The 22,463-nt window shown below is 49.9% G+C and carries 18 protein-coding genes and 1 pseudogene; 12 read left to right on the top strand and 7 right to left on the bottom strand.

Annotated features, from left to right (window positions below; all coding sequences use genetic code 11):
• Positions 1-156 precede the first annotated feature (156 nt).
• The 8 genes from M3194_RS19225 (at position 157) to M3194_RS19190 (ending at position 11,314) form a co-directional block, all read left to right on the top strand.
• Positions 157-1,188 (top strand): NADH:flavin oxidoreductase/NADH oxidase, encoded by a 1,032-nt coding sequence (locus tag M3194_RS19225; protein ID WP_251655683.1) that lies wholly within the window; start codon positions 157-159, stop codon positions 1,186-1,188.
• A gap of 426 nt (positions 1,189-1,614) precedes the next feature.
• Positions 1,615-2,526 carry an ABC transporter permease gene (locus tag M3194_RS19220; protein ID WP_251655682.1) on the top strand — a complete coding sequence of 304 codons (912 nt, stop codon included), beginning with the start codon at positions 1,615-1,617 and terminating at the stop codon, positions 2,524-2,526.
• A 12-nt stretch (positions 2,527-2,538) separates the two neighbouring features.
• Complete coding sequence (locus M3194_RS19215; RefSeq protein WP_251655681.1) at positions 2,539-3,411, top strand: carbohydrate ABC transporter permease; 873 nt, start codon at positions 2,539-2,541, stop codon at positions 3,409-3,411.
• Between the two features lie 366 nt (positions 3,412-3,777).
• Positions 3,778-5,325 carry an extracellular solute-binding protein gene (locus M3194_RS19210; protein ID WP_251655680.1) on the top strand — a complete coding sequence of 516 codons (1,548 nt, stop codon included), beginning with the start codon at positions 3,778-3,780 and terminating at the stop codon, positions 5,323-5,325.
• A 64-nt stretch (positions 5,326-5,389) separates the two neighbouring features.
• Positions 5,390-6,637, top strand: coding sequence for an FAD-dependent oxidoreductase (locus M3194_RS19205; protein WP_285889368.1), 1,248 nt, complete (start codon positions 5,390-5,392; stop codon positions 6,635-6,637).
• A gap of 27 nt (positions 6,638-6,664) precedes the next feature.
• On the top strand, positions 6,665-8,302 hold the full coding sequence (locus M3194_RS19200; RefSeq protein WP_251655679.1) for a response regulator: 1,638 nt from the start codon (positions 6,665-6,667) through the stop codon (positions 8,300-8,302).
• 25 nt (positions 8,303-8,327) lie between these two features.
• Positions 8,328-10,178, top strand: coding sequence for a cache domain-containing sensor histidine kinase (locus M3194_RS19195; RefSeq protein ID WP_251655678.1), 1,851 nt, complete (start codon positions 8,328-8,330; stop codon positions 10,176-10,178).
• Positions 10,179-10,282: 104 nt separating this feature from the next.
• Complete coding sequence (locus tag M3194_RS19190) at positions 10,283-11,314, top strand: NADH:flavin oxidoreductase/NADH oxidase (RefSeq protein ID WP_251655677.1); 1,032 nt, start codon at positions 10,283-10,285, stop codon at positions 11,312-11,314.
• 53 nt (positions 11,315-11,367) lie between these two features.
• On the opposite strand, the gene M3194_RS19185 is transcribed toward M3194_RS19190, so the two are convergent.
• The 3 genes from M3194_RS19185 to M3194_RS19175 form a co-directional block, all read right to left on the bottom strand.
• The gene (locus tag M3194_RS19185; RefSeq protein ID WP_251655676.1) at positions 11,368-12,102 is read right to left on the bottom strand and encodes a GNAT family N-acetyltransferase; all 735 of its coding nucleotides are present in this window, start codon (positions 12,100-12,102) and stop codon (positions 11,368-11,370) included.
• An 87-nt stretch (positions 12,103-12,189) separates the two neighbouring features.
• The gene (locus M3194_RS19180) at positions 12,190-13,008 is read right to left on the bottom strand and encodes an alpha/beta hydrolase (RefSeq protein ID WP_251655675.1); all 819 of its coding nucleotides are present in this window, start codon (positions 13,006-13,008) and stop codon (positions 12,190-12,192) included.
• 77 nt (positions 13,009-13,085) lie between these two features.
• Positions 13,086-13,661: a TetR/AcrR family transcriptional regulator gene (locus tag M3194_RS19175; RefSeq protein ID WP_251655674.1), complete on the bottom strand. Its 576-nt coding sequence runs from the start codon at positions 13,659-13,661 to the stop codon at positions 13,086-13,088.
• 249 nt (positions 13,662-13,910) lie between these two features.
• Between M3194_RS19175 and M3194_RS19170 the strand changes: the two genes are divergently transcribed.
• Complete coding sequence (locus M3194_RS19170) at positions 13,911-14,552, top strand: FMN-dependent NADH-azoreductase (RefSeq protein WP_251655673.1); 642 nt, start codon at positions 13,911-13,913, stop codon at positions 14,550-14,552.
• A 47-nt stretch (positions 14,553-14,599) separates the two neighbouring features.
• Here the strand turns inward: M3194_RS19170 and M3194_RS19165 are convergent, their stop codons facing one another.
• Complete coding sequence (locus tag M3194_RS19165) at positions 14,600-15,493, bottom strand: AraC family transcriptional regulator (RefSeq protein WP_251655672.1); 894 nt, start codon at positions 15,491-15,493, stop codon at positions 14,600-14,602.
• A 149-nt stretch (positions 15,494-15,642) separates the two neighbouring features.
• Here M3194_RS19165 and M3194_RS19160 point away from each other — a divergent pair, with 149 nt between their 5' ends.
• On the top strand, positions 15,643-16,536 hold the full coding sequence (locus M3194_RS19160) for a DMT family transporter (RefSeq protein WP_251655671.1): 894 nt from the start codon (positions 15,643-15,645) through the stop codon (positions 16,534-16,536).
• Positions 16,537-16,596: 60 nt separating this feature from the next.
• On the opposite strand, the gene dhaK is transcribed toward M3194_RS19160, so the two are convergent.
• Both dhaK and M3194_RS19150 read right to left on the bottom strand, forming a co-directional pair.
• Positions 16,597-18,357, bottom strand: a complete 1,761-nt coding sequence (gene dhaK, locus M3194_RS19155) for a dihydroxyacetone kinase subunit DhaK (protein ID WP_251655670.1) — start codon at positions 18,355-18,357, stop codon at positions 16,597-16,599.
• A gap of 1 nt (position 18,358) precedes the next feature.
• Positions 18,359-19,495, bottom strand: coding sequence for a glycerol dehydrogenase (locus M3194_RS19150; RefSeq protein ID WP_251655669.1), 1,137 nt, complete (start codon positions 19,493-19,495; stop codon positions 18,359-18,361).
• A 219-nt stretch (positions 19,496-19,714) separates the two neighbouring features.
• On the opposite strand from M3194_RS19150, the gene M3194_RS19145 reads away from it, so the two are divergent.
• Both M3194_RS19145 and M3194_RS19140 read left to right on the top strand, forming a co-directional pair.
• Entirely contained in the window at positions 19,715-20,740 is a 1,026-nt protein-coding gene (locus tag M3194_RS19145; protein ID WP_251655668.1) for a PocR ligand-binding domain-containing protein, read from the top strand.
• 27 nt (positions 20,741-20,767) lie between these two features.
• A pseudogene (locus M3194_RS19140) lies at positions 20,768-21,032 on the top strand (ThuA domain-containing protein); the annotation flags it as partial.
• 66 nt (positions 21,033-21,098) lie between these two features.
• On the opposite strand, the gene M3194_RS19135 reads toward M3194_RS19140, so the two are convergent.
• On the bottom strand, positions 21,099-21,842 hold the full coding sequence (locus tag M3194_RS19135) for a hypothetical protein (protein WP_251655667.1): 744 nt from the start codon (positions 21,840-21,842) through the stop codon (positions 21,099-21,101).
• Positions 21,843-22,463 lie beyond the last annotated feature (621 nt).

Here is a 22,463-nt window from a genome sequence, read left to right as displayed (position 1 = left end):
GCGAATGATTCTGATTATAAATTTATTTATGATTTATTGCAATTTATATAATTAGTTTTATTGATATCAAGAAGATATAATAGATTTGTACCATTCATTTACAAAAGCCTTATCATGGTTTTCCATGGGATTAGAAAATAGAGGAGAGATATGAATTTGAAGCACTTATTTACGCCATATGAAATGAAAAGCTTGTCTCTGAAAAATCGCGTTGTTATGCCGCCGATGTGCCAATACTCGGTCACGAACAAAGACGGTATTGCAAACGACTGGCATTATACCCATTATGTCAGCCGCGCAATTGGCGGTACGGGGCTGATTATTATTGAAATGACGGATGTCGAGCCGGATGGACGCATTTCTGATTATGACCTTGGCATTTGGTCGGATGATCATATTCCCGCGTTAGCCCGTATTATTGAAGCCAGCCATCAGCATGGAGCAAAAGTAGGGATTCAGATCGCTCATGCAGGCCGCAAAGCCGAGGATGCGGAGGTGCCCGTTGCTCCTTCGGCTATTCCTTTTGACGAGAAATCCAAGACTCCTAGAGCGCTAACTACGGAAGAAGTCGAAGAGATGGTGGAGAAATTCCGTCTCGCGGTGCGCCGCGCGGTAAAAGCCGGTGTAGATACGATTGAGCTTCATGGCGCTCACGGCTATCTGATCCATCAGTTTGTGTCCCCGTTGACGAACAAGAGAACGGATAAGTATGGCCAGGATCTGGCGTTGTTTGGTAAAGAAGTGATTAAAGCGGCCAAAAGCGAAATGCCTGCCGATATGCCACTCATTATGCGGATCTCCGCGCGCGAATATGTGGAGGGCGGTTATGGCCTTAACGAAAGCATCGCGTTCGCGAAGGAATTCAAAGAGGCTGGCGTTGATATCTTCCATATCAGCGCAGGCGGAGAGGGTCCAATTGCGGCTGCGGGAAGACCGGGAACACATGCCGCTTATCAGGTGCCGCTCGCTAGAGCAATTAGAGAAGCTCTGAATGTTCCGGTTATTGCGGTAGGCCGGCTCGACGAGCCAACGCTTGCCAATTCGGTTATCGGCAATGAAGATGCGGATCTTGTTGCGGTGGGCAGAGGAATGCTTCGCAATCCTTATTGGGCTCTCGAAGCGGCATTCGTGCTTCATAAAGAAATCGAGCTTCCAAGACAATACAAGCTTGGCTTCCCACAAGTGTAAAAATGTTCAAAAGAAAAGCGGTGCAGAGAATTTTCTGCATCGCTTTTTTGTGTTTTGTTTTGTTGTTCTTAAAATTAGTTCTGCCATTTTAATTGGCAGAACCAAGCCGCCTCCCCCTCCTCTAGTTGTTTTCTTTAAAAATCTGTAGGTTTGAATGATTCTGTAGAAGAAGACTATGCTTTCGAAGCAGCTTTCTTGCAGAAAGCTTTTAAGCGTTCGCTTTTGCTCGGGGATTCCTTCCTTATTCCCCGTTCAGGGGGAATCCCCGAGCAATGGCGATCGGAAGAACATTCAAATGCGCAGTTTGCTGTTCCCCACCACTTTTATAAAAAACAACCAGAAATCAAAGGATTACATTCTACGAACCTCCCGGCCTCTTCTTTTACAATACAGATATAACATTTAAAGAAAAGCAGGTGAGGAAAGTTGAATAAAAGCAGCCGCTGGAAGCTGGCGCGCAGCAATTGGGATATGTACGTGCTGCTCGTACCGGGACTAATCTTCTTACTTTTGTTCAAATATACGCCGATGTACGGCGTTGTTATCGCGTTTCAGGACTTTAACATATTCAGCGGCATAGGAGGCAGCGAGTGGGTGGGGCTGGAGCAATTCCGGAAGCTTGTTCATTCCGAAGACTTCTTCCGCGTGCTGACGAATACGCTGCTCATCAGCATGTACAAGATTGTGCTGCTGTTCCCGGTTCCGATCGTTGTGGCGCTCTTGCTTAACGAGGTTCGGAAAATGCTGTTCAAGCGCACGATCCAAACGATTATCTACTTGCCGCATTTTCTGTCATGGGTAATCATCTCCGGCTTGTTCGTTACGCTGCTGTCTCCGACGGACGGCCTGGTGAATCAAATCATTACGTTGTTTAGCGGCGAGCCGATATCGTTCCTGCAGGATAATTCATTCTTCCGCAGTGTCGTTGTCTTTACGGCAGGCTGGAAGGAGATTGGCTGGAACGCCATTATCTTTATCGCCGCAATCGCAGGCATTGATCAGGAGCAGTACGAGGCCGCATCGATCGATGGAGCGGGCCGCATTCGCAAGATGATTTCAATAACGCTCCCGGGCATTATGCCCACAATTGTGCTGATGTTTATTCTTCGGATCGGAAGCCTGCTCGAAGCGGGCACTGAACAAATACTGACGATGTACAATCCGCTTGTATACGACACCGGAGACGTGATCGGGACCTATGTTTACCGGATGGGTCTCGGCCAGCAGGATTACAGCTTCAGCACGGCGGTTGGCCTGTTCAACTCCGTTGTTGGATTCATTCTTATTATCAGCGGCAACATGCTCAGCAAGAAGTTTTTGAAGAGAAGCATTTGGTAAGGAGGCATTAGCATGCACAGCCGAAAAATCGGTGATTACGTACTCGATACCGTCATTTATGTAAGCTTGATTGCGATGGGCCTGTCGACGCTGGTTCCTTTCGTCACGGTGTTGTCGAAGTCGGTCAGTGAAGAATGGGCGATTACATCCGGGAAGGTCAACCTGTTTCCCATCGGGTTCCAGCTAGATACGCTGCAATATGTCGTCACGAACAATCAATTTCTCCACGCGCTGCTCATTTCGGTTCTGGTCGCTGTAGCGGGCACGCTCGCTTCACTCATTGTTACGGCAATGACGGCTTACCCGCTATCGAAGCGGGAGCTGCCCGGCGCTCGCCTCATCATTATCCTGTTTGTTTTTACGATGATGTTTAACGGCGGCATTATTCCGAGCTATCTGCTCATTCGGCAGCTGGATCTGATTGATAACCTTGGTTCTCTCATATTGCCGGGATTAATCAGCGTGTTTAATATGCTCGTCATCAAAAGCTACTTCGAAAGTCTTCCGCAAAGTCTCGAGGAGTCTGCCAAGCTGGACGGCGCGCGCAACTATACGATTTTGTTCCGCATTATTCTGCCGCTCAGCGGTCCTGTCCTTGCTACAATCGGACTATTCTACGCGGTTTATTATTGGAACGATTACTTTAATCCGATGCTCTACATTAATAGCACATCGCTTAAACCGCTGCAGCTGTACTTGCAGGACATTGTGATGAATGCCGATTCTTCAAGCTTCAAGATGAGCGCGGAGGACATGATGAATGTTCCCGCGGAAGGAGTCAGGGCGGCTACCGTTATTGCTTCCACTATTCCGATTCTGCTCGTGTACCCGTTCCTGCAGAAGTATTTCATCAAGGGCGTCCTTATTGGTTCGGTGAAAGGTTAAGCAAGCCGTGCTTCGTATTCAATTCCTGAGGTTACCCTATCGCGGTTACCCGACAATTAGGGAGAGGTAATGAACTACTCCCTAATTGCGGTTACCCGACAATTAGGGAGGGCGAAGAACTACTCCCTAATTGCGGTTACCCGACAATTAGGGAGAGGTAATGAACTACTCCCTAATTGCGGTTACCCGACAATTAGGGAGGGCGAAGAACTACTCCCTAATTGCGGTTACCCGACAATTAGGGAGGGCGAAGAACTACTCCCTAATTGCGGTTACCCGACAATTAGGGAGGGCGAAGAACTACTCCCTAATTGCGGTTACCACAGGATTGATGATAAATAATATATTTCACAGGAGGGTCATGCAATGAAACAAATGACAAAAAAGCTTTCACTTGCAGCAACAACGGTTGTTCTGGCTAGCTCTTTAGCCGCATGCTCGTCGAATAACAATGGCAATGACGCGGCAGCGTCAAACGCTCCGCAAGCATCCGGCAATACGGTCGCATCGGATTCCGGCGGCAATCTTCCAACCCTGAAACGACTGGATGTCTTCCAAGGCGAGGATTATGCCAACTATCCGGTAGCGAAGCTGCTCGAGGAAAAGACGGGCTACAAGGTGCAATACGATATGCTTCCGCAGGATAATCCGGCTCAAAAGCTGAATCTGCTCATGGCCTCCGGCGAGCCTTACGATATCGTAACCTCGTACATCGATATGGCGCTTTACTCTGACTATGCGAAAAAAGGCGCACTCATTGATCTAACCCCATTGATCGACCAATTCGGGCCAAACATCAAGAACGCGATCTCTCAGCAATCGATGGATGCGCTGAAGGTTGACGGCAAGCTGTATGCCATTCCGAACATCATTACTTACCCGGTAGGCACGGGTATTCTCATCCGCACGGATTGGCTCGACAAGGTTGGCATGAAGATGCCAACAACAACGGAAGAATTCGAAGCGGTCCTGCAGGCGTTTAAAGACAAAGATCCGGGCGGCAACGGCAGCCAGAACGTTCCTTTTACCATCAAAGGCGACTTGCCAATGATTGATGATCTTGTAGGCGCTTTCGGAATGCCGAACCCATGGAATAACGTTGACGGACAGCTGGTCCCCCGCGTTCTCGATCCGGCTTTCCCGGACTATGTGAAATATGTCTCCGAGCTTTACGCAGGCGGATTGCTCGATAAAGAATTTGTCGTAAACAAAGACGCGACGGCAAAAGAAAAGTTCTCGAGCGGCAAAGCGGGCGCTATTGCGATTCACTGGGCTGACATTCCGGGCGTAGCCGATGCGCTTGCAAAAGCAGCGCCTGACGCGAAGTTTTCTTATGTACCTGCCCTTAAAGGCCCAAGCGGCAAATCCGGCTTTGGAGCGAACAGAGGCTTTGACCGTTTGAGCTTTATCCCGAAATCCTCCAAGAATCCGGAGGACGCGGTTAAATGGATTAATGCAAGCCTTGAATCGGCTACGTTTAAAGAGCTTGCCATCGGTGTGGAAGGCACTCATTATACGGTTGATAACGGTTCGTACACGCCAATTCTGCCGATCTTTAACGATGAACGCAACCTTGCGAATAACTACATGGTGGGAACGGACGAAGCCAACTATCCGCAATACTGGCAGGCACGCGTACGTAAAAACCCGGTGATGTTCGAGGCATTTGATACGCTCAACAACAAGACGGCCGATTCGGATAAAATTCTGAATGAGCTTAGCGTAGCGCCTTATCTGGAAAACTATTCGAAAAATAATATGAAGCTCGAGACGATGTCCGGCGACTATACCGTGAAGCTGATTGCGGGCAGCGAAAAGCTGGAGGGCTTAAGCGGCTTCCAGAAGAAATATAATGCCGAAGGCGGGGAAGCAAGCGCCAGAGAAGTGAACGATTGGTACAAAACAACCAAATAATAAATCTGGCAGGGAGGGCGAGGCAACAAGCCCTCCGCTGCGTTCCTGTGGAGAGGGGAAATAGATGATGACTACCTATTCTTTTACGCGAGAAATCGAAACTTACAAGCACGCGGACGTCGTAATTATCGGCGGGGGACCGGCAGGCACGGCCGCCGCGATCAGCGCTTCCCGCTGCGGCAAGAAGGTTGTTCTGCTAGAGAAAACAGCCCAGCTTGGCGGCATGGGGACAATTGCTAACGTCAGCGTGTTTATGCCGATCGGCAACGTGACGGGCATTTACCGCGAGCTGATTGCGGAGATGCTGGCGGAGTCGCTTCCTGCCGGCCATGATGAATCCATCGCGCCGCAATATTCTCCTTTTATGCTGCGCCATTACTTGAACGAGAAGATGAAGAAAGAAAAGGTGGATGTCTACTTCCATTGCGAGTTTGTAGGCACCATTCGGGAGGGCAGCAAGATTAAGGCCGTTATCGTATCGACCCGGGAGGGGCTGAAGGCGTTTGAAGGAGATTGCTTTATCGACTGTACGGGTGATGCCCGTGTCGCTATTGATGCCGGCGTGCCGTATACAACCGGCCGGGAAAGCGATGGGCTGACACAGCCGATGACGCTTATGTTCACGATGCAGGATACCGGCAAGCCGGTAACGCCTATTTTGCCGGAAGGCTGCTACGAATATAAAGAAGTATCCGATCTGCCTCAAGGGAGAAGATTGTATTGGGAGCATAACAATGACGGTTCGCTGCTCGTCAATATGTCGCGCGTCAAAGCCAACGGGGCTAAGATTGAAGAAGTCAATTATGCCGAGACGGAAGCGCTAAGGCAAGTGTTCTCCATAGCTTATTATCTTCAGAAGACCGGCTTTGAGAATTATGCGCTGACCCATATCGCGCCGCAGACCGGTACCCGCGAGACGAATCAAATCGTTGGCCTCTATACGCTTAACGAGCAGGATTTGACCGGCGGCGCCAGATTCCCGGATGTTGTGGCTCAGACGAATTACGAGATTGACATTCATAGTCCGGACGCTCAGAAAACAACGGACGAGCGGAAAATTGACGGCTACGACATTCCGTACCGCTGCATGGTGCCGGAGGCTTACGACAATCTGCTGGTAGCGGGCCGTTCCATTTCCGCGACGCATGTCGCGATGTCTTCGATGCGGGTGCAGGCAACCTGTTACGCGCTGGGGCAGGCTGCCGGTATTGCCGCATCGCTCTCTATCGACAATGCCGCCAGCATGCAAAATATATCCATGGACAAACTGCATGACATATTGGAAGATCAAGGAGTAAAGTTTAAGAAATAGCTAAAATCGCTTAAGGAGGACAAAACCATGTACAAGCTGCTTGTTGTCGATGACGAGACAACCGTCAGAACAGGCTTGCAATCCTACTTCAACTGGTCCTCTTTTGGCATTGAGATTTTGGGAGAGGCCGATGACGGGGACGTCGCCTTCGAGATGATCGAGCGGGAAGCACCCGATCTTGTCCTGACGGACGTACGCATGCCGAATATGGACGGAATAACGTTGGCCCGCCTTATTAATGAACATTATCCGCATGTGAAGATCATTTTTGTCAGCGGTCATGACGATGCCGATTATTTGAAATCCGCCATGAAAGTCAGCGCGGTTGACTACATTTTCAAGCCCGTAAATCTGGAAGAGTTAAGCGCCGTGCTAAAGCGCGTTGTGAGCGATCTGGATGAACAACGCGCCGAGCAGCAGAGGAAGGAAGAGCTGCAGGTGAGGCTGAAGGAAGGAATGCCCGTGCTTCGGGAGAAGTTTCTGTTGTCGCTGATCAATGGCGGTTTGCAGAATCGGGACATTCAGGAAAGAGTCCAATTTCTCGAGCTCAGCCTGCCTGAGGAGTCCTCTTACTGGGTAATCGACATCGCGGTTGACGATTTGACCGAGTTGATAAGCGTCCGAAGCGAGAGAGACCGGCAGCTGCTCTGGTATTCGATTCTTAACATTTGCCAGGAGCTGATCGACAGCCATATGGGCGGTTATGTGTTTGAGCATCATACGGGGGAGTATGCCGGTATTCTGCGCATGAGCATGGACAGCGAGGGATTAGGCGATGCCGCGGAGCAGCTGCTTGAGCTGGCCGGCAGGATCCGCGACAATCTCGAGCGTTGGCTGAAGATCGGCGTAACGATTGGAATCAGCGATGGCGTAACCGGTCTCGGCAGTCTGTCCCATTGCTTTAAGCAAGCCCGCGAAGCCGTAAATCATAAATGGTATTTGGGCAAAAACCGCGTCATTACGATGGACAGCTTGGAACATCCGGAGCAGGGGAGCGGCTGCTCCAGCCGTTATGAATTCATCTATAACGAAGAGCTTACCTCCGCGCTTAAAGCGGCGGACACGGGCAAGCTGCAAGAAGTATTGGGGTCCATCTTTGCTGACTTGAATCGTAACCGCCCGGATGGCTTGAAATACGGACGCAACGTTTGCATGCAAATTTTCCTGGCCGCAGGCCAGCTGCTGCTGGAGTTGAATATGCAGTCCGATGAGCTGGAAGCGGCGGAAGCGGCAGTATGGGAATCCTTGCTTGACCGGGAGACGCTTGGCGAGATGAAGCATATTCTCGAAGCTTATCTGCTCGCAGCCTGCGAGAGGATCGGCGAGAAGCGTACCGGCAAGGTAGCTAATCTCGTCGAGCGTGTCCGGGCCATTATCGAGAGAGACTATGCGGACGGCAGCTTGACGGTCACGGATATCGGCAGGGAGGTATTCCTGACTCCGACCTATGTCAGTCTGTTGTTCAAGCAAGAGTCGGGCCAGACGGTAGGCGAGTACATGACGCAGGTAAGAGTAGAGAAGGCGAAGGAAATGCTTCGCGATCCGCAGTACAAGTTTTACGATATATGTTACGCGATTGGTTACACGGATCCGAGCTATTTCACCAAGCTGTTCAAGAAAATGACCGGCGTAACGCCAAGCGTTTACCGGGAGAAACATGTTTAGGCCGGCAAGGGAGGCGGCGCGCCCGATGAAGCGCCCATACAAGGAGGAAGGTGGCGGATGGCTCCGTCGTCTTCTTCGCCGTATTGCGATCCCCCGTCAATGGCTGATCGCTTATTTCCTGCTTATTGTTTTGCCGGCGGCCGTGATCTTATACGGTTACTATGAGCGCTCCACCACGATTCTGAAGAATGAAGTCATGCGGACGATGCAGCTGACGCTGGAGCAGGCGGGAAGCAACTTATCCTATAGGCTGCAGCATATCGAGGAGATTAGCGATGCTGCTTTTATGAATAATAAACTGCATCAATATTTATCCGTAAGCGATACGGACAAGCTTATCGATACCCAGCTTGAGGTCGTCAAGGACTTGCGGAATCTGGTTGAATCGGTTCAGTCCAATTCGGACGTATTCCGCGTAAGGCTGTTCGTGGACAAATCAAAGCTGTACGCCGGGGAGAAGGTGAACTTTTTCTCGTTGGACAGTTTAATGGACAATCCTTGGTATAACGATATTATCGCCGGGAACGGGAGCATCGTCTGGAGCGGCATTTATCGGCAGACCTATTTGGAGGCTGGAAATGTCGATGTGCTGTCGTCAGCCCGCATGCTGCGCGATCCCGAGCATTACGATAGAATCTCCGGAGTCATGATGATTGATGTGAAGGAGAAGATGGTCTCCGATCTGTTGTCCGCCCTTGAATTCTCGTCCGGAACGCAGGTCTACCTGGTGGATTCGGCGGGTACGATAATCGACCACCCTGATCGCGCAAAGATCGGAACGCGGATAACTCCCGAGATGAGAGACCAGCTTAATGCGAGCAAGGACAGTGACGGGCATGCTTTCCGGCTTAGCAAGGATACGGACGAGGTCATGTTCACGACGATCTCTCCCACGAACTGGAAGCTGGTAGCGCAAAGCAACGGAGGCCAGCTGTCCCCGCAGGCGGTGAAGCTGACCCAGCGTTCCAGCCTGACTTCCCTTTTGGAGTATTTCGCATTATTCACGCTGCTGCCGTTCGTTCTGCTGGCCATCATTGTCCGGGGAATGAACCAAAGGGTGCGGAAGGTAATCACCGTCATCCGCAGGGAAGGCACGGACAGCTTGGAAGAGCTGCCCGTTGTCTCAAACAGCGATTTCCTCGTCCTGGAACGAAGCGTGGATCATCTGATCCTGCGTGTTCGCACGCTAGTAGAAGAGAAATACCGGGCCGAGATTCATGAACGCGAAGCGCAGCTGCAGGCGCTTCAAGCGCAGATTAATCCTCATTTTTTGTATAACACGCTTGATATGATCAATTGGATTGCGATCGGCAAAGGCGCATCCGACATCAGTCAGATGATTGACAGCTTGGCGAAATACTTCCGTCTCAGCCTTAACAAGGGCAAGAGCATTGTTAGCATGGAGGATGAGGTCCGGCTCGCAGAGGTTTACCTGAACATTCAGCAGAACCGGTTCCCGAATACGTTTGATTTTCACCTCGAGGTGGATCCGCATATCGCAAGCTGCCAGATTCCTAAGCTGATTCTGCAGCCGATTGTGGAGAACGCGCTGCTTCACGGCATCCGGAAAATGAAGCAAAAACGCGGGCTGATCTCCATTCTCGTCAAAGAGGAGAGCGGGGACTTATTGATTACCATATCCGATAACGGAATCGGAATGGATGAAGAGCGCTCCCGGCAGCTGCTGAGGGCAGCGCCTCCGCCCGAAGAGAAAACGGACGGCATCGGCAGCTCCTACGGCTTGTTTAATGTGAACGAGCGCATCAAGCTGTACGCCGGCGATATTTACGGACTTGAAATCTCTTCGCAGCTTGGTGTCGGCACAACGGTAACGATCCGGCTGCGGGCGGAATGGCTGCCGGAGCAGGCAGGATAGAAATCGTATCCGGCAGCCGTTTTTAGCAGCCTATGCATGATTATTCTCAACGGGTTTACAATACAAACTGGCTACTACAAAACCCGAATTGAGGAGAAGAGAAGATGGATCATTTATTTACGCCGTTTACGATAAAAGGTCTTGAGCTGAGAAACCGCGTCGTTATGCCGCCGATGTGCCAATATGCCGTTACAAAGAAGGACGGGATTGTAAACGATTGGCATTATCATCACTATGTAAGCCGTGCAATCGGAGGCGCAAGCCTCATTATTATAGAGATGACGGATGTTGAGCCGGATGGCCGCATTACGGATCTCGACCTTGGGCTTTGGTCGGACGAGCAGATCGCTCCATTGAAGCGCATCGTGGATGCCGTTCACCAATATGGCGCCAAAATAGGCATTCAGATCGCCCATGCGGGACGCAAAGCGGAAGATGCGGAGGTTCCGGTAGCGCCATCTGCCATTCCTTTCGATGAGAAGTCCAAGACGCCGCGCGCGTTAACAACGGAGGAAACAAAGCAGATGGTGGAGAAATTCCGCTTGGCCGCAGAACGCGCTGTTAAAGCCGGGGTGGACACCATTGAGGTTCACGGGGCTCATGGCTACTTAATTCATCAGTTCCATTCTTCCTATACCAATAAACGTACGGATGAATACGGCCAGGATTTGACGTTGTTTGGCCAGCAGGTCATTCGAGCGGTAAAAAGCGTCATACCCGATCATATGCCGCTTCTCATGCGTATTTCGGCAAGGGAATACGTCGATGAAGGCTACGGCTTGGAGGAAAGCATTGCTTTTTCTAAAGTTTACAAGGACGCGGGAGTAGACATGTTCCATGTCAGTTCCGGAGGAGAAGGTCCAATACTGGCACATGGGAGACCGGGCACCCATGTCGCTTATCAAGTGCCTATGGCAAGAGAAATTAGGAATGCGAATCATGTTCCCGTCATTGCTGTTGGGCGATTGGACGACCCGGCGTTAGCAAATGCCGTGATCGGCAATGAAGAGGCGGATCTGGTTGCCGTTGGCCGAGGCATGCTGAGAAACCCTTATTGGACTCTTGAGGCGGCCGTAAGGCTTGGCAAAGAGACCACTTTCCCTGGCGTGTACGGCATGGGGTTTGGCATAAAATAACGAAAGAGCCCTTAACTGCAATTTGCGCAGCTAAGGGCTCTTTGCACGATCCTTCAACCCAAATAGACCTCGATCGCCGTTTCTTCTTTGAAACCTATCGTTCGATATACGTTGGCTCCCAGCTTGCTCGCCAGAAGCACGGCAAGCCTTCCGCCCGCAGCTTGTCCTTCGCGCAGTGCATGCACCGTCAATGCGCTTCCGAGGCCCTTGCGCCGGTAGGCGTCCAGCGTGGCCACGTTGTAGATGCCGATGGTGTCCCCTTCATGGACCGCGGTAGCAACGGCTGCCGGTTCTCCGTTCAGGAATCCGACGTAATGCCGGTATTTGGGGTTCTCGCCGAAAGCGGCAGCTTCGCAGATATGCACGAGGACATCGCCAGCTTCTCCGTCCAAGCGAAAGACGGGCGGTACAATATCCCGGAAGTAGAACATCTCGGAAGCTTTCCGGATCGGTTTGATGAAGAAGCCGGGAATTGCCGGTGCCTCATGCGACCAATCGATCAGGGAAAGCGACATGCCGGTTATGTCATCGACCTTGCTAAGACCGTTTGCTTCCAGCACTTTGGTCAAGTCATCCGCATTAGCGTCATGGGACCAGCTCAGCCAAGTGAACGGGATCCTGCGGATCCGGTAATGCTCCGCAATTGTTCGGATCTCAACCAAGGCCTCTTCGCTTACGGCACCATGATAAGCAATAACGCTGTTATAAACGGGATGAATAATATCCGATTCATGCCGGATCACCTGCGGCGTCCGCTCCATGAGGATGCGGGGGCTGACCAAACTCATTATTTCTCTTGTGCAAATCATATTCTGCCTGATCTTTTCGGGGATGCTAGTCATTTCCGGACCTCGCTTGTGTCTTGTTTAGGATGATTAGTGCAATTGTACGTGAACCCAGTGTTTAATGAAATTCGCAACCTCTTCGAAGCCCTTCTCGGCAATAATCCAGTGAGACCTTTTCGGGAACTCTACAAACTGGGTTATAGCTCCGGATTGTTGATCATAAAGCTGGAAATTCTTCTCCACCATGGCTGCGGGAACGATATGGTCTTCTTCTCCCGCAATAATCAGAAGCGGCCCCCGGTTGCCGTTCTTGAAGTTAACCGTCAGCGGGCTTTGCGAATTAAAGGAGGCAAACGCGCTTTGGAAAAAGATTCTTGTCGTTTCAGGGACAGAGTAGCCGAACGCTTCTTTTTGCTCCTGCAAAGGCATGGTATTTACAAAAGCATACTGGAATTGCTCAAACGTCAAGCTTGCTGTCTTTTTCCATGGCTTAAGAAGAATGGAGGCTACCGACTTGGATGCCGTCTTGTAAGCCCCGGCGTTAATGCCTTTTGGCGCAGCAGGGTCAATGGCTATACCGGCTGCTCCTAAGTTGCGGTCCATAAGGATTTGAGTAATGAGACCGCCGAACGAATGCCCAATCAGAATTGGCTTCTCCGGCAATGCCCGAATAATTTGCGCATAATGGTCAACGACTTCTGCCAGGCCAAGCTTGCCCAGTCCCTTTGAAGGGTTGCTCCGCTGTTCCTTGATAGGACGATCGTGAAGCGGCCAAGCGGGAGCCAGTGTCTCAAATCCCTGTTTGGTAAAATAATCTCTCATTGGTGCCCAGCTGTCCGGTGTCATAAAGGCGCCGTGAATAAAAACAATAACCGGTTTCTTCATTTCCGCTGCATTTGAATTCATCATTGAATCCTCCCTGTATAATCATATTGTATTGGATTTTTCAACCTACTAGTAGGATGGTGTTGGTCAAAAAAAATCGATTAGCTCGCGGCCTCGATTTTAATTAGTAATTGCTTGCTTATCTGATTAAAATACTCGCCGTTATTATAGGTTCTTGCCGACAGCATTCCGCCGTGAATGGAAGCAACGACGAATTCGGCTTCGTCCTTAACCTGATCGGCAGAGAGTGATAACTGGCGCTTGTCAATCGCTTCTCGCAATAGACCGGCGATCCAACCGGAAAGCTCCTCAAAATGACCCTGGACTTCAATTCGGACCGACTCCGGCAGCATGGGGACTTCCGCCGCTAGCTGAGCGCATAAACATACGTCACTCGCTTTATTCTGAAGGCATTCATTCCAATAGTTCAGGTACAGCCTTAGCTTCTGAACGGAGTCGACCGGGATCTTGTCGAGCTCGCTTAGTTTGGATTTGACAATGGAACGGTAACGCTGGATAACGCTTTGAACCAGATTCTCTTTAGACGGGAAATGATAATGAATGCTGGCCTTCTGAATGCCTACTTTATCGGCGATATCCGCATAGCTGAAGCCATTATAACCTCGTTCCACGAGCAGCTCATGAGCAACATGAAGAATCTCGTCCGCACGATTCATTTTGTGTTCACCTCTTTTCGATAAGTTGATTATACCTACTAGTAGGTTGAAAGTCAAACTGTGAAATCTATCCTGTCAGTACGGTTATCACGAAATGCCATCATAAATACGTCACAAACGGAAATCTTAAACGTTAGAGAAGCTGAGGAAAGACAAGCGGATGTAATTTAATTGCTTTTACTGTCACAGAGAAGTTTCTTCGGTTGTCTTTATCTTGTATAAACAAAAAACAATTGGAGGAACCCTATAATGAGCAAGCTTCTAATCATTAACGCACATCCCGAAGTGAACAGCACTTCTTCCTTTAGTCTTAATGTTTTGGATTACTTTATGAAGATGTACAAAGAGCAGCATCCAAACGACGAGGTCATTGAACAGATTAATTTATATGAAGATGATGTGCCTGCGGTCGACAAAACGGTCTTGAGCGCTTGGGGGAAACAAAGAAACGGAGAAGCCTTAACAAACGAAGAACAAGAAGTAACCGATCGCATGAACAAGGTATTGCAGCAATTTAAAAGCGCCAATAAATATGTCATTGCTTCTCCGCTGCATAACTTCAATGTTCCGTCCAAATTAAAGGATTACATGGACAACATTCTGATCGCCAGGGAGACATTCAAATATACCGAGAACGGCTCGGTTGGTCTGCTTAAGGACGGAAGAAGCATGCTCGTCATTCAGGGAAGCGGAGCCATCTACACCAATAATGATTGGTATACCGAAGTCGAATACTCGAATAAGTATTTGAAATCCATGTTTAATTTTATCGGTATCGAGGATTATGAAATCATTCGGGTCCAAGGGACGGCTGTATTGGATAAAGATGCAATTCTGCAGAAGGCTTATAAAGAAGCTGAGGAAGCGGCGAGAATTCTCGCGGCAAAATAGCCATCGAAAAAGGGGAGCAGCTTGCCCTAGGCAAGCCGCTCCCCTTTTTATGTCGATTGTTCATTTCTCATTTTACGGAAATCCTTGGGCGTCAGGTCGCGGTGTTTTTTGAACGATTGGATAAAATGGTTCACATGATTGAATCCAACTCTTTGGGCAATCTCGGTTATTGCTTTGTCGGTTGATTCCAACAAATCGCAGCTCTTTTTAATCCGGTACTTAACCAGGTAGTCGTAGGGAGTCACGTGTATGCTTTTTTTAAAGCTGCGCGTACACTCCGATACGCTTAAATGAGCGACATCGGCAATTTCCTTCAAGGTTATGGGGTTCGTATAGTTTTGGTGAATAAAGCTGAGCATTAATTGCAGCCTCTCTTGCTCGCGTCGGTTATGCTTAGAGGATTCCTCGGAAGAAAGGGAGATATGAGAGATGAGAATCAACCATAACTGAACCGTTCTTATGGCAACCTCGTACTGCCATCCCCAGCTTGTTTTCTTATCGAATTCGTGTTTCATTCCCCAAAGGATTTGCAAGATTTGGTTTTCCCATGCCGCATCCCCTTTAATTTCAATGGATAATAAATAAGAGTTGGTATAAGGGAGTACGTAGCTTTTCTCCATGGCACTGTCGGAATAAAAGGCGAGCAGCTTCTCGGGGAAATTAAAACTCACGTACTCGCCGTCGGGAGTGAGCTGCGTAACGATGTGGAGGACGCTCTTATTGATAAAAATAGCCTGTCCGTATTCCAAATCATGATCAATCCCGTTGACTTGTATCGTTAATTTCCCTTTGGTCACCAAAGTCATTTGCAATTCTTCATGCCAATGCAGATCGTTAAATCCTCTGCCTTCGGGAACAGTCCTGTGAACCGTATGGGTGTACATGATGTACGGGAATGCCTCGTCCGGATAGCGAATCGCTTCATGTAATTGTTTGTTCAACGTGCAGCTCCTCAATTTGACGATATTTCGATATTAATGAAAGATATTGTTACACAAAATAAGCGTTAGCGATGATATTATTATATCCAGCTTCTTCATATCATTACAATTCCGTGCACGGGTAATTGTTCTAACCGTTTGGAGGAATTATGGGTAGACTTAATCCGCATTTTTTGTTATTCATCAGCATCTTGTCCGTCTCGGTCTCTTCTATATTAATCAAATTTTCGGATACGCCAACCTCTGTGGCAGGGATGTACAGATTGTTTATTTCCGTCATCCTCATGCTCGCTTTTGTGCCTTGGAGAAGGCTTCGCTCCATAGCGATGAATAAAAAAGAGTGGGGTATCGTTATATTAGCCGGTGTTTTTCTAGGGCTGCATTTTCTCTTCTGGATGGAATCCTTGGTACATACCTCAGTAGCAAGCTCCATGGTCATCTTGTCGCTGCAGCCTCTGTTTGTCCTGATCGGTTCCTATTTTTTGTTTAAGGAAAGAGCTTCTCTGATCACCGTTTGCTGCTTGATTGCCGCGCTCTTTGGTTCCATCTTCATCGCCTGGGGAGACATAGGGATATCGACGGAAGCGTTGATTGGAGACGGTTTGTCGCTAATCGGCACCATCTCCGTGTCAGTCTATTTACTGGCCGGGCAGAAGGTAAGCCGCAAACTCGATGCCAATGTGTACAGCATTATCGTATTTTTTATTGGCGGGACTGTCATGCTTATCTACAATTTGTTCAATCACATCTCATTAGCGGGATACAACTCCTCCGACTGGACTTATTTTTTGCTGCTTGCCATCATCCCGACCATTTTTGGACAGTACATTTTCAACCTGCTGCTGAAATCCATGGGGGCAACTACCGTCTCGGTAGGCATAATCGGAGAGCCCGTTCTGGCTATTATTCTTGCGTATTTCCTCTTGGGAGAAACCATTTCCTTGTTCCAGCTCTTAGGCGGCATGTTGACTCTATTCGGGATGGGAATGTATTTCTGGTCCAAAACCTTAAAGTACAATATTCAAAATGACTTAGCGGAATAAAACAAGAAACAGCAGCACTCATTCTCACGTCAATGATTGCTGCTGTTTCTTGTTATTAAGCTATCTCAGCACGACGGACAATCCCGTAAAAATAACGCCAAGCGCATAAGCGCCCGCATCGGGGTAACCGATGCTCCGTTCGCCGACTGTGCCTGCACGGCCCATCCGGGCAACGATCGTTTCGGTCTGCTTGGCGCCTGCAACCGCCGCTTCGGCAGCGGCGATACCGGCAGCCTTCAGCTCGGTTCCCGCTCCCGCGGCTGTCTTCCAGCTGTCCGCATAAGGGATCAACGCATCGATCAGCGTCTTGTCTCCCACAACGGCGCCGCGGCCAAAGGACCGTTCGCCGGTTGCCTGAATCCCCTTCACTACAGCATCAAGCAGCTCTGCTACCTCAGCAACGGTCAGCTCGGCCTTGCCTTCGGCATATTTGCCGCCGGCACGGAAGGCCGAGCCCCAGATCGGGCCGGATGCTCCGCCGCAATGCTCCATGATGATCAGGGAGCAGGCATGCAGGAAGCTGCCGATATCCTCGGATCCGCCCACGATATCCTTCCACTCTGCTTTCAGCTGCTTGAAGCCTTTGGCCACGCTCATGCCAAAATCTCCGTCGCCGGCATGGGAGTCCAAGTCGCAGAAAGGCACTTCATTCTCGATAATGATCTCGCACATCTTATCAATGAGATAAGTCATATTGCGAAGGGACAGCTTTCCGTTCCGGACTATGGCATATTCTTCGCTGGTTTCTACACGGTAGGAGACAGCGTCACGATTGTGCACCGTTTCCTCCAGCGCCGCATAGGACACCGGCTCCGAAGCTCCGCCCCGTACAAGGAATGCAGGCGTATCGCATTCTTCGTTTAAGAGCTGCCTGAGCTGCTCGTCCAGCTTCATGATGGACAGGGAGGCACCCGCCATATCGATACTGGTCATATAGTTGCCGACAAATACCTTGTTTACGGTGATGCCTCTCGCATGCAGCTCGCGCATTACACCGTTGTTGAGCAGATACAGCTCTTGAAGCGGCGTTCCGCCAAAGCCGTTAACAAGCACGGCGATTTCATCCGAAGAGCCGGCACTTATATTCAGGCTTGCAAGCAGCTCGGTAACCATTCTTCCAGCCAGCTCATCGGCGGAGATCCGCTTTTCTCTGCGGATACCCGGCTCGCCGTGAATGCCAACGCCATATTCCATCTCGTCTTCGCCAATCGCAAACGTTGGCGTGCCTTTGGCCGGAACCGTGCAAGAGGTAAAAGCAAACCCGATGCTGCGGACATGGGCTATCGCGTTCTCGGCGGCAGCTTTTACTTCGGAGAGACTCCATCCCGCTTCCGCAGCCGCACCGGCGATCTTGTGAACAAGCACCGTGCCGGCAACGCCGCGGCGTCCAACCGTATACAAGCTGTCTTCAACGGCAATGTCGTCGTCTACTTTGACGTAATCGACTTGGATGCCGTCCTCGGCCGCCAGATGAGCGGCATTCTTGAAGTTCATCATATCGCCGCTGTAGTTCTTAATAATAAGCAGCGTGCCTTGCTTGCTTGCCGTCGACTTGATCGCCTGGTACACCTGAATCTGGGAAGGGGATGCAAATACGTCGCCGCATACCGCCGCATCCAGCATGCCTTTGCCGATATAGCCGGCATGGGCCGGCTCATGGCCGCTGCCGCCGCCGCTGATCAGCGTAACCTTTGCGGCGTTAATGTCTTTTTTCTTCATTACTTTATATTTGGAATTGAACTCCAGGCTCGGATGCGCCATAACAAGACCGTTACACATCTCGCGGACAAGCGTCTCCGGCTGATTGATGATCTTCTTCATCTTACGACTTCCTTCCTTGTTTGAAAGCCTGGCCGAGCTGGTCGGCTACTACAATCGCTGCGGCTACGGCTTCCTCTGTGATCGGGAATGGCATAGCATGAATCGATTCTTCCGGAATGCAGGCAAGCGCGGCTACCTGCGCAAGCTCCTCGCCGGTTATGCTCTCCACGCCGATGTCCGCTAGGCACACCGGCAGACCTACAGCCGCGCAGAACGCAAGCACTTCGTTTACTTCTTCCTTCGGCGCGTTCTCCAGGACCAGCTGAGCAATCGTGCTGAAGGCAACCTTCTCGCCGTGGAAATAATGATGCGTGCCTTCCAGAACAGTCAGGCCGTTATGGATGGCATGGGCTGCCGCGAGGCCGCCGCTTTCGAAGCCAAGACCGGAGAGCAGAATGTTGGTTTCGATGATGTTCTCCAGCGCCGTCGTTACTTTGTTGCTGTCGCAAGCCAATTTCGCCTGAATTCCGTCCTCCAGCAGCGTCTCATAGCAGAGCTTCGCAAGCGCAAACGCCGCTTTGGTTCCGCGGGCAATTGGCGCCGCGCCGGCATGCACGCCGTTAGGCAGACCCGCGTTTACTTTGGAGAAGGAACGGGAAGTCGCTCTGGCTTCGAAGTAAGTCGATAACGCGTCGCCCATGCCGGATACGAGGAAGCGGGCAGGGGCATTCGCAATAACGGTCGTGTCGATCATCACAACGCTAGGGCTCGACTTGAAGTAAGCATAATCCTCGAATGCACCGTCGTTTGTGTAAATAACGGCGGAATGACTGGTTGGAGCGTCGGTCGCCGCAATCGTCGGAACGATAATAAGCGCATCGCCTTCGGCCACGCATTTGGCCGTATCGATGGCTTTGCCGCCGCCGAGACCAATGGTGCAGGAGCAGTTTTTCTCGCGGGCCAGCTCTTGCAGCCTTGCGATCTCTTCACGGGAGCATTCGCCGCGGAATCCGCTTTCAACCAGCGTAATATGGAATTTATTAGAAGTAAAGTCCAGCTTGTCCTTTACGCGTTTTACATCGTCGGGATGAGCAATAAGAAGGGCGGAATCGCCGTAGGTCTGAACGAAAAATCCGAGGTTAAGCAGTTCGTTTTCACCTTGTACGTATTTGCTTGGGCTGATAAATGCTTTTCTCATTATAAATAACCTCCTAATAGGAATGACTACACAAATTACGAACTGACTACTGTCATTATAAAAGGAGGGGAAAAGAGAAGCATTGTACGATAAGCGCATAATAAAGCAGTTTTCGATGGTGTTTTTATGCGCAAGTCTTCCTGAAATTGTACTATTTTGTCCTGGATGAGCCTTCTAGTATAATGGAGTTATCATGCAAGCGGGTTTGGGGCGATCACGATGAACGCAAGATATGATTTGAAACAAATTATGGATATCGACAAATGGCATAAGCTTCAGGATTCCATGTCTCTTGTGACGAAGATGGCGATCATTACGGTTGATTACAAAGGGGTTCCGGTATCCAAGCACAGCGAATGCCAGGCGTTCTGCCGCGAGGTAAGGAAGGATTCCACGCTATCCTCGTATTGCCAGAAATGCGATGCGCGGGGCGGACTTGAGGCTGTTCGGTCGAACAAGCCTTATATTTATCAATGTCATTTTCAAATTCTCGATATTGCGATTCCGATCGTGGTTGATGATCAATATATCGGCGCGGTAATGGCGGGGCAGATTAAGCTGAGCGATCCCGATGTGCCGATTGAACAGATTGTAACCAGGCCGCCAAACGTGGAGACGGATAAAAAGTTTCATGCGCTCCGGGAAGAATACCAGTCGCTGCCGGTGTTGTCCTTCGAAGAAGTCGAGAAGATCGCCGACATGCTGTACCATCTGTGCAATTATATTGTCGAGGAAGCGATTCGCAAGAGCGATATGCTTCAGATGTACCGGGACAGCTTGTCGCTTGAGCATCCGGCGGCAGCCCCTATCCAAACCATTGATTCGTCGTATGAGCATATCCAAGCGCTGCAAAGCGAACTGTCGAGCACGCTGATCGGGAAGAAGCTGAAGAAGTCTTCAAGCGTGTACCAGGCGGGAAATTCCCTGCTGCAGCCGGCTTTTGATTATATTTACCGCCATAAGCACGAGAATGCGGATCTGAAGGAGATGGCTGCTATATGCCATGTGAGTCCAAGCTATTTCAGCCGGATCTTCACGAAGGAGACGGGGGAGAATTTCTCGGTCTTTGTACCGCATCTGAAGATCGGCTGGGCCAAGGAGCTGCTTGAGACCACGGAGCTGTCCGTCGCTCAGATCGGCGACGAGCTTGGATTCGCGGACGCGGGCTATTTCATCAAGACGTTCAAGAAATTCGAGAGCCTGACGCCAGCCGCTTACCGCAAAATCTACCGGGACAAGGCTTAAGCCACAGGAACGGAGAAGCCGTTTCACCTCGCCGAGCAGGAGCATGGTCTGACCGATGAGGTGCTGAACAATACGGACGTGCTCATCTGGTGGGGACATCTAGCCCATCACGAAGTGCGCGATGACAGTTGCGGAGAAGGTAAGAGACCGGGTGCTGGAAGGCATGGGGCTGATCGTTCTTCACTCGGGGCACGCTTCCAAGGTGTTCGAGAAGCTGCTTGGCACGAAGACCGGCGCGCTCAAACGGATCTGGATTATCGAGCACGGCCACCCGATCGCGGACGACCTTGGCTGCTCCGACGCAAGGAGCGGCAGCATCCTACATGGAAAACAGGGTTGGGCATATGCCCAACCCTGTTTATGCTGCCATAAGCTTATCCATTTGAAGCAGCTTGTAATAAACCAAGCCTTCCAGTGTTTCCTCCGTCATCAGGTACCCGTCGGCAAGTACGCGGTCTCCGGCGGTAATTCCGGGAACGGGTGCTAGGGATTCGTACATGAGAGAGCCGCCTTCTTCAAGCAGCAGCTCATACATGATTGTATTCCGCGAGGTTCTCGTGATCTCCTCAATTATTCCGTGGAATTGTCTCGAGATATGATCGAGATACCAGCGGCTATCCTTTTTAGTTAAGATATAACGTACCCTGGAGGTAGTCTTGTCTTCGTATACACGAGTGATCCCAACCGCAATGCTTCCGTTCTTCAGAGGTTCTGAGCTATCAAGCGCAAAGTAACGAATACCTGCTCGTCTGGGGTAGCTTTTGTCAAAGTGGCGCAGCATCATCTCGACCGAGACCAAGGGGTCAAAAGTATGCGTTTCAGGAAAATACGCTTCTTTTAAAAAAGAGGAGGTCATCCACTCCTTTGACATGCTCATCTTACGATTGAAATGGTTCATATGCTGAATAAGTGCCTCATAAGCACCAGAGTCCATGGATTGAATGACCTGCTGCGATTCAGGAGTTATACGGTGTTTGACGGGAACCCATCTTTTCTTAAGCCGTTTCTTCCATCCTTCCATTAGGAAAGGTGCCATAAACGCAAGAATAATTAAACCTACAACAATAATAATGCCGATAATGCCACCGATAATGTTACCCATTCCTTAAATGCTCTCCTTTAAAGGTAAAATGTTTCCTGCCAGCTAGCCTTGCATTAATTCCTGATAGGTTTTGCGATGCCCGCCTCTGAGATTGCGCCAGAGAATCGGGATTGTAAGAATCGGGCCAAACGGGACGCTCCACCATCCTAATAACAAAGTGATCAGGGAGAAAATCGTTCTGTGGAGCAGAGTCAAATGTACCTCTTCAATGAAATACCGGCTATGGCGATGGGAATGAAAGACGCCAAATGACACGAGAGCATCATATTGAACGAAGCGGGTAACGGGCGTAATCTCGATATGCTGGTAGTAGGCGCCTCCCGTTAATATTTCTCTATGATTGGCCGCCAGCCATAACTGAAATTGCTCTTGTTCTTTCCGGTCATAGCGAAATACAGAGAGACAATGAACAGAATGGTCCCTATCGTGAGGTAAAAAATAAATGCATCGGAACGGTAATTCATAAAAGCATAGCCATAAAATAGAAGCGAAAATATAATCGTTAATATTTCCAAAAAATGATGTCCCCTTCTTGAACGTTATAGATTATTAAGACTGATCTCCGCAATTACAGCAGTGGATATCCCTTCCAATTATATCGAATGGAAAGAGATAGAGTAA

The organism is Paenibacillus glycanilyticus (assembly GCF_023715145.1).
Lineage (GTDB): Bacteria > Bacillota > Bacilli > Paenibacillales > Paenibacillaceae > Pristimantibacillus > Pristimantibacillus glycanilyticus_A.
This window is presented reverse-complemented; position numbering and strand designations above follow the sequence as displayed.

Excerpts from the sequence above, each read along its gene's own strand:
- M3194_RS19150 (WP_251655669.1), bottom strand. The coding sequence starts at position 19,495 with ATGAGAAAAGCATTTATCAGCCCAAGCAAATACGTACAAGGTGAAAAC.
- M3194_RS19160 (WP_251655671.1), top strand. The coding sequence starts at position 15,643 with ATGGGTAGACTTAATCCGCATTTTTTGTTATTCATCAGCATCTTGTCC.
- M3194_RS19175 (WP_251655674.1), bottom strand. The coding sequence starts at position 13,661 with ATGAATCGTGCGGACGAGATTCTTCATGTTGCTCATGAGCTGCTCGTG.
- M3194_RS19170 (WP_251655673.1), top strand. The coding sequence starts at position 13,911 with ATGAGCAAGCTTCTAATCATTAACGCACATCCCGAAGTGAACAGCACT.
- dhaK (WP_251655670.1), bottom strand. The coding sequence starts at position 18,357 with ATGAAGAAGATCATCAATCAGCCGGAGACGCTTGTCCGCGAGATGTGT.
- M3194_RS19205 (WP_285889368.1), top strand. The coding sequence starts at position 5,390 with ATGATGACTACCTATTCTTTTACGCGAGAAATCGAAACTTACAAGCAC.
- M3194_RS19185 (WP_251655676.1), bottom strand. The coding sequence starts at position 12,102 with ATGAGTTTGGTCAGCCCCCGCATCCTCATGGAGCGGACGCCGCAGGTG.
- M3194_RS19190 (WP_251655677.1), top strand. The coding sequence starts at position 10,283 with ATGGATCATTTATTTACGCCGTTTACGATAAAAGGTCTTGAGCTGAGA.
- M3194_RS19145 (WP_251655668.1), top strand. The coding sequence starts at position 19,715 with ATGAACGCAAGATATGATTTGAAACAAATTATGGATATCGACAAATGG.
- M3194_RS19195 (WP_251655678.1), top strand. The coding sequence starts at position 8,328 with ATGAAGCGCCCATACAAGGAGGAAGGTGGCGGATGGCTCCGTCGTCTT.
- M3194_RS19215 (WP_251655681.1), top strand. The coding sequence starts at position 2,539 with ATGCACAGCCGAAAAATCGGTGATTACGTACTCGATACCGTCATTTAT.
- M3194_RS19180 (WP_251655675.1), bottom strand. The coding sequence starts at position 13,008 with ATGATGAATTCAAATGCAGCGGAAATGAAGAAACCGGTTATTGTTTTT.
- M3194_RS19135 (WP_251655667.1), bottom strand. The coding sequence starts at position 21,842 with ATGGGTAACATTATCGGTGGCATTATCGGCATTATTATTGTTGTAGGT.
- M3194_RS19200 (WP_251655679.1), top strand. The coding sequence starts at position 6,665 with ATGTACAAGCTGCTTGTTGTCGATGACGAGACAACCGTCAGAACAGGC.
- M3194_RS19210 (WP_251655680.1), top strand. The coding sequence starts at position 3,778 with ATGAAACAAATGACAAAAAAGCTTTCACTTGCAGCAACAACGGTTGTT.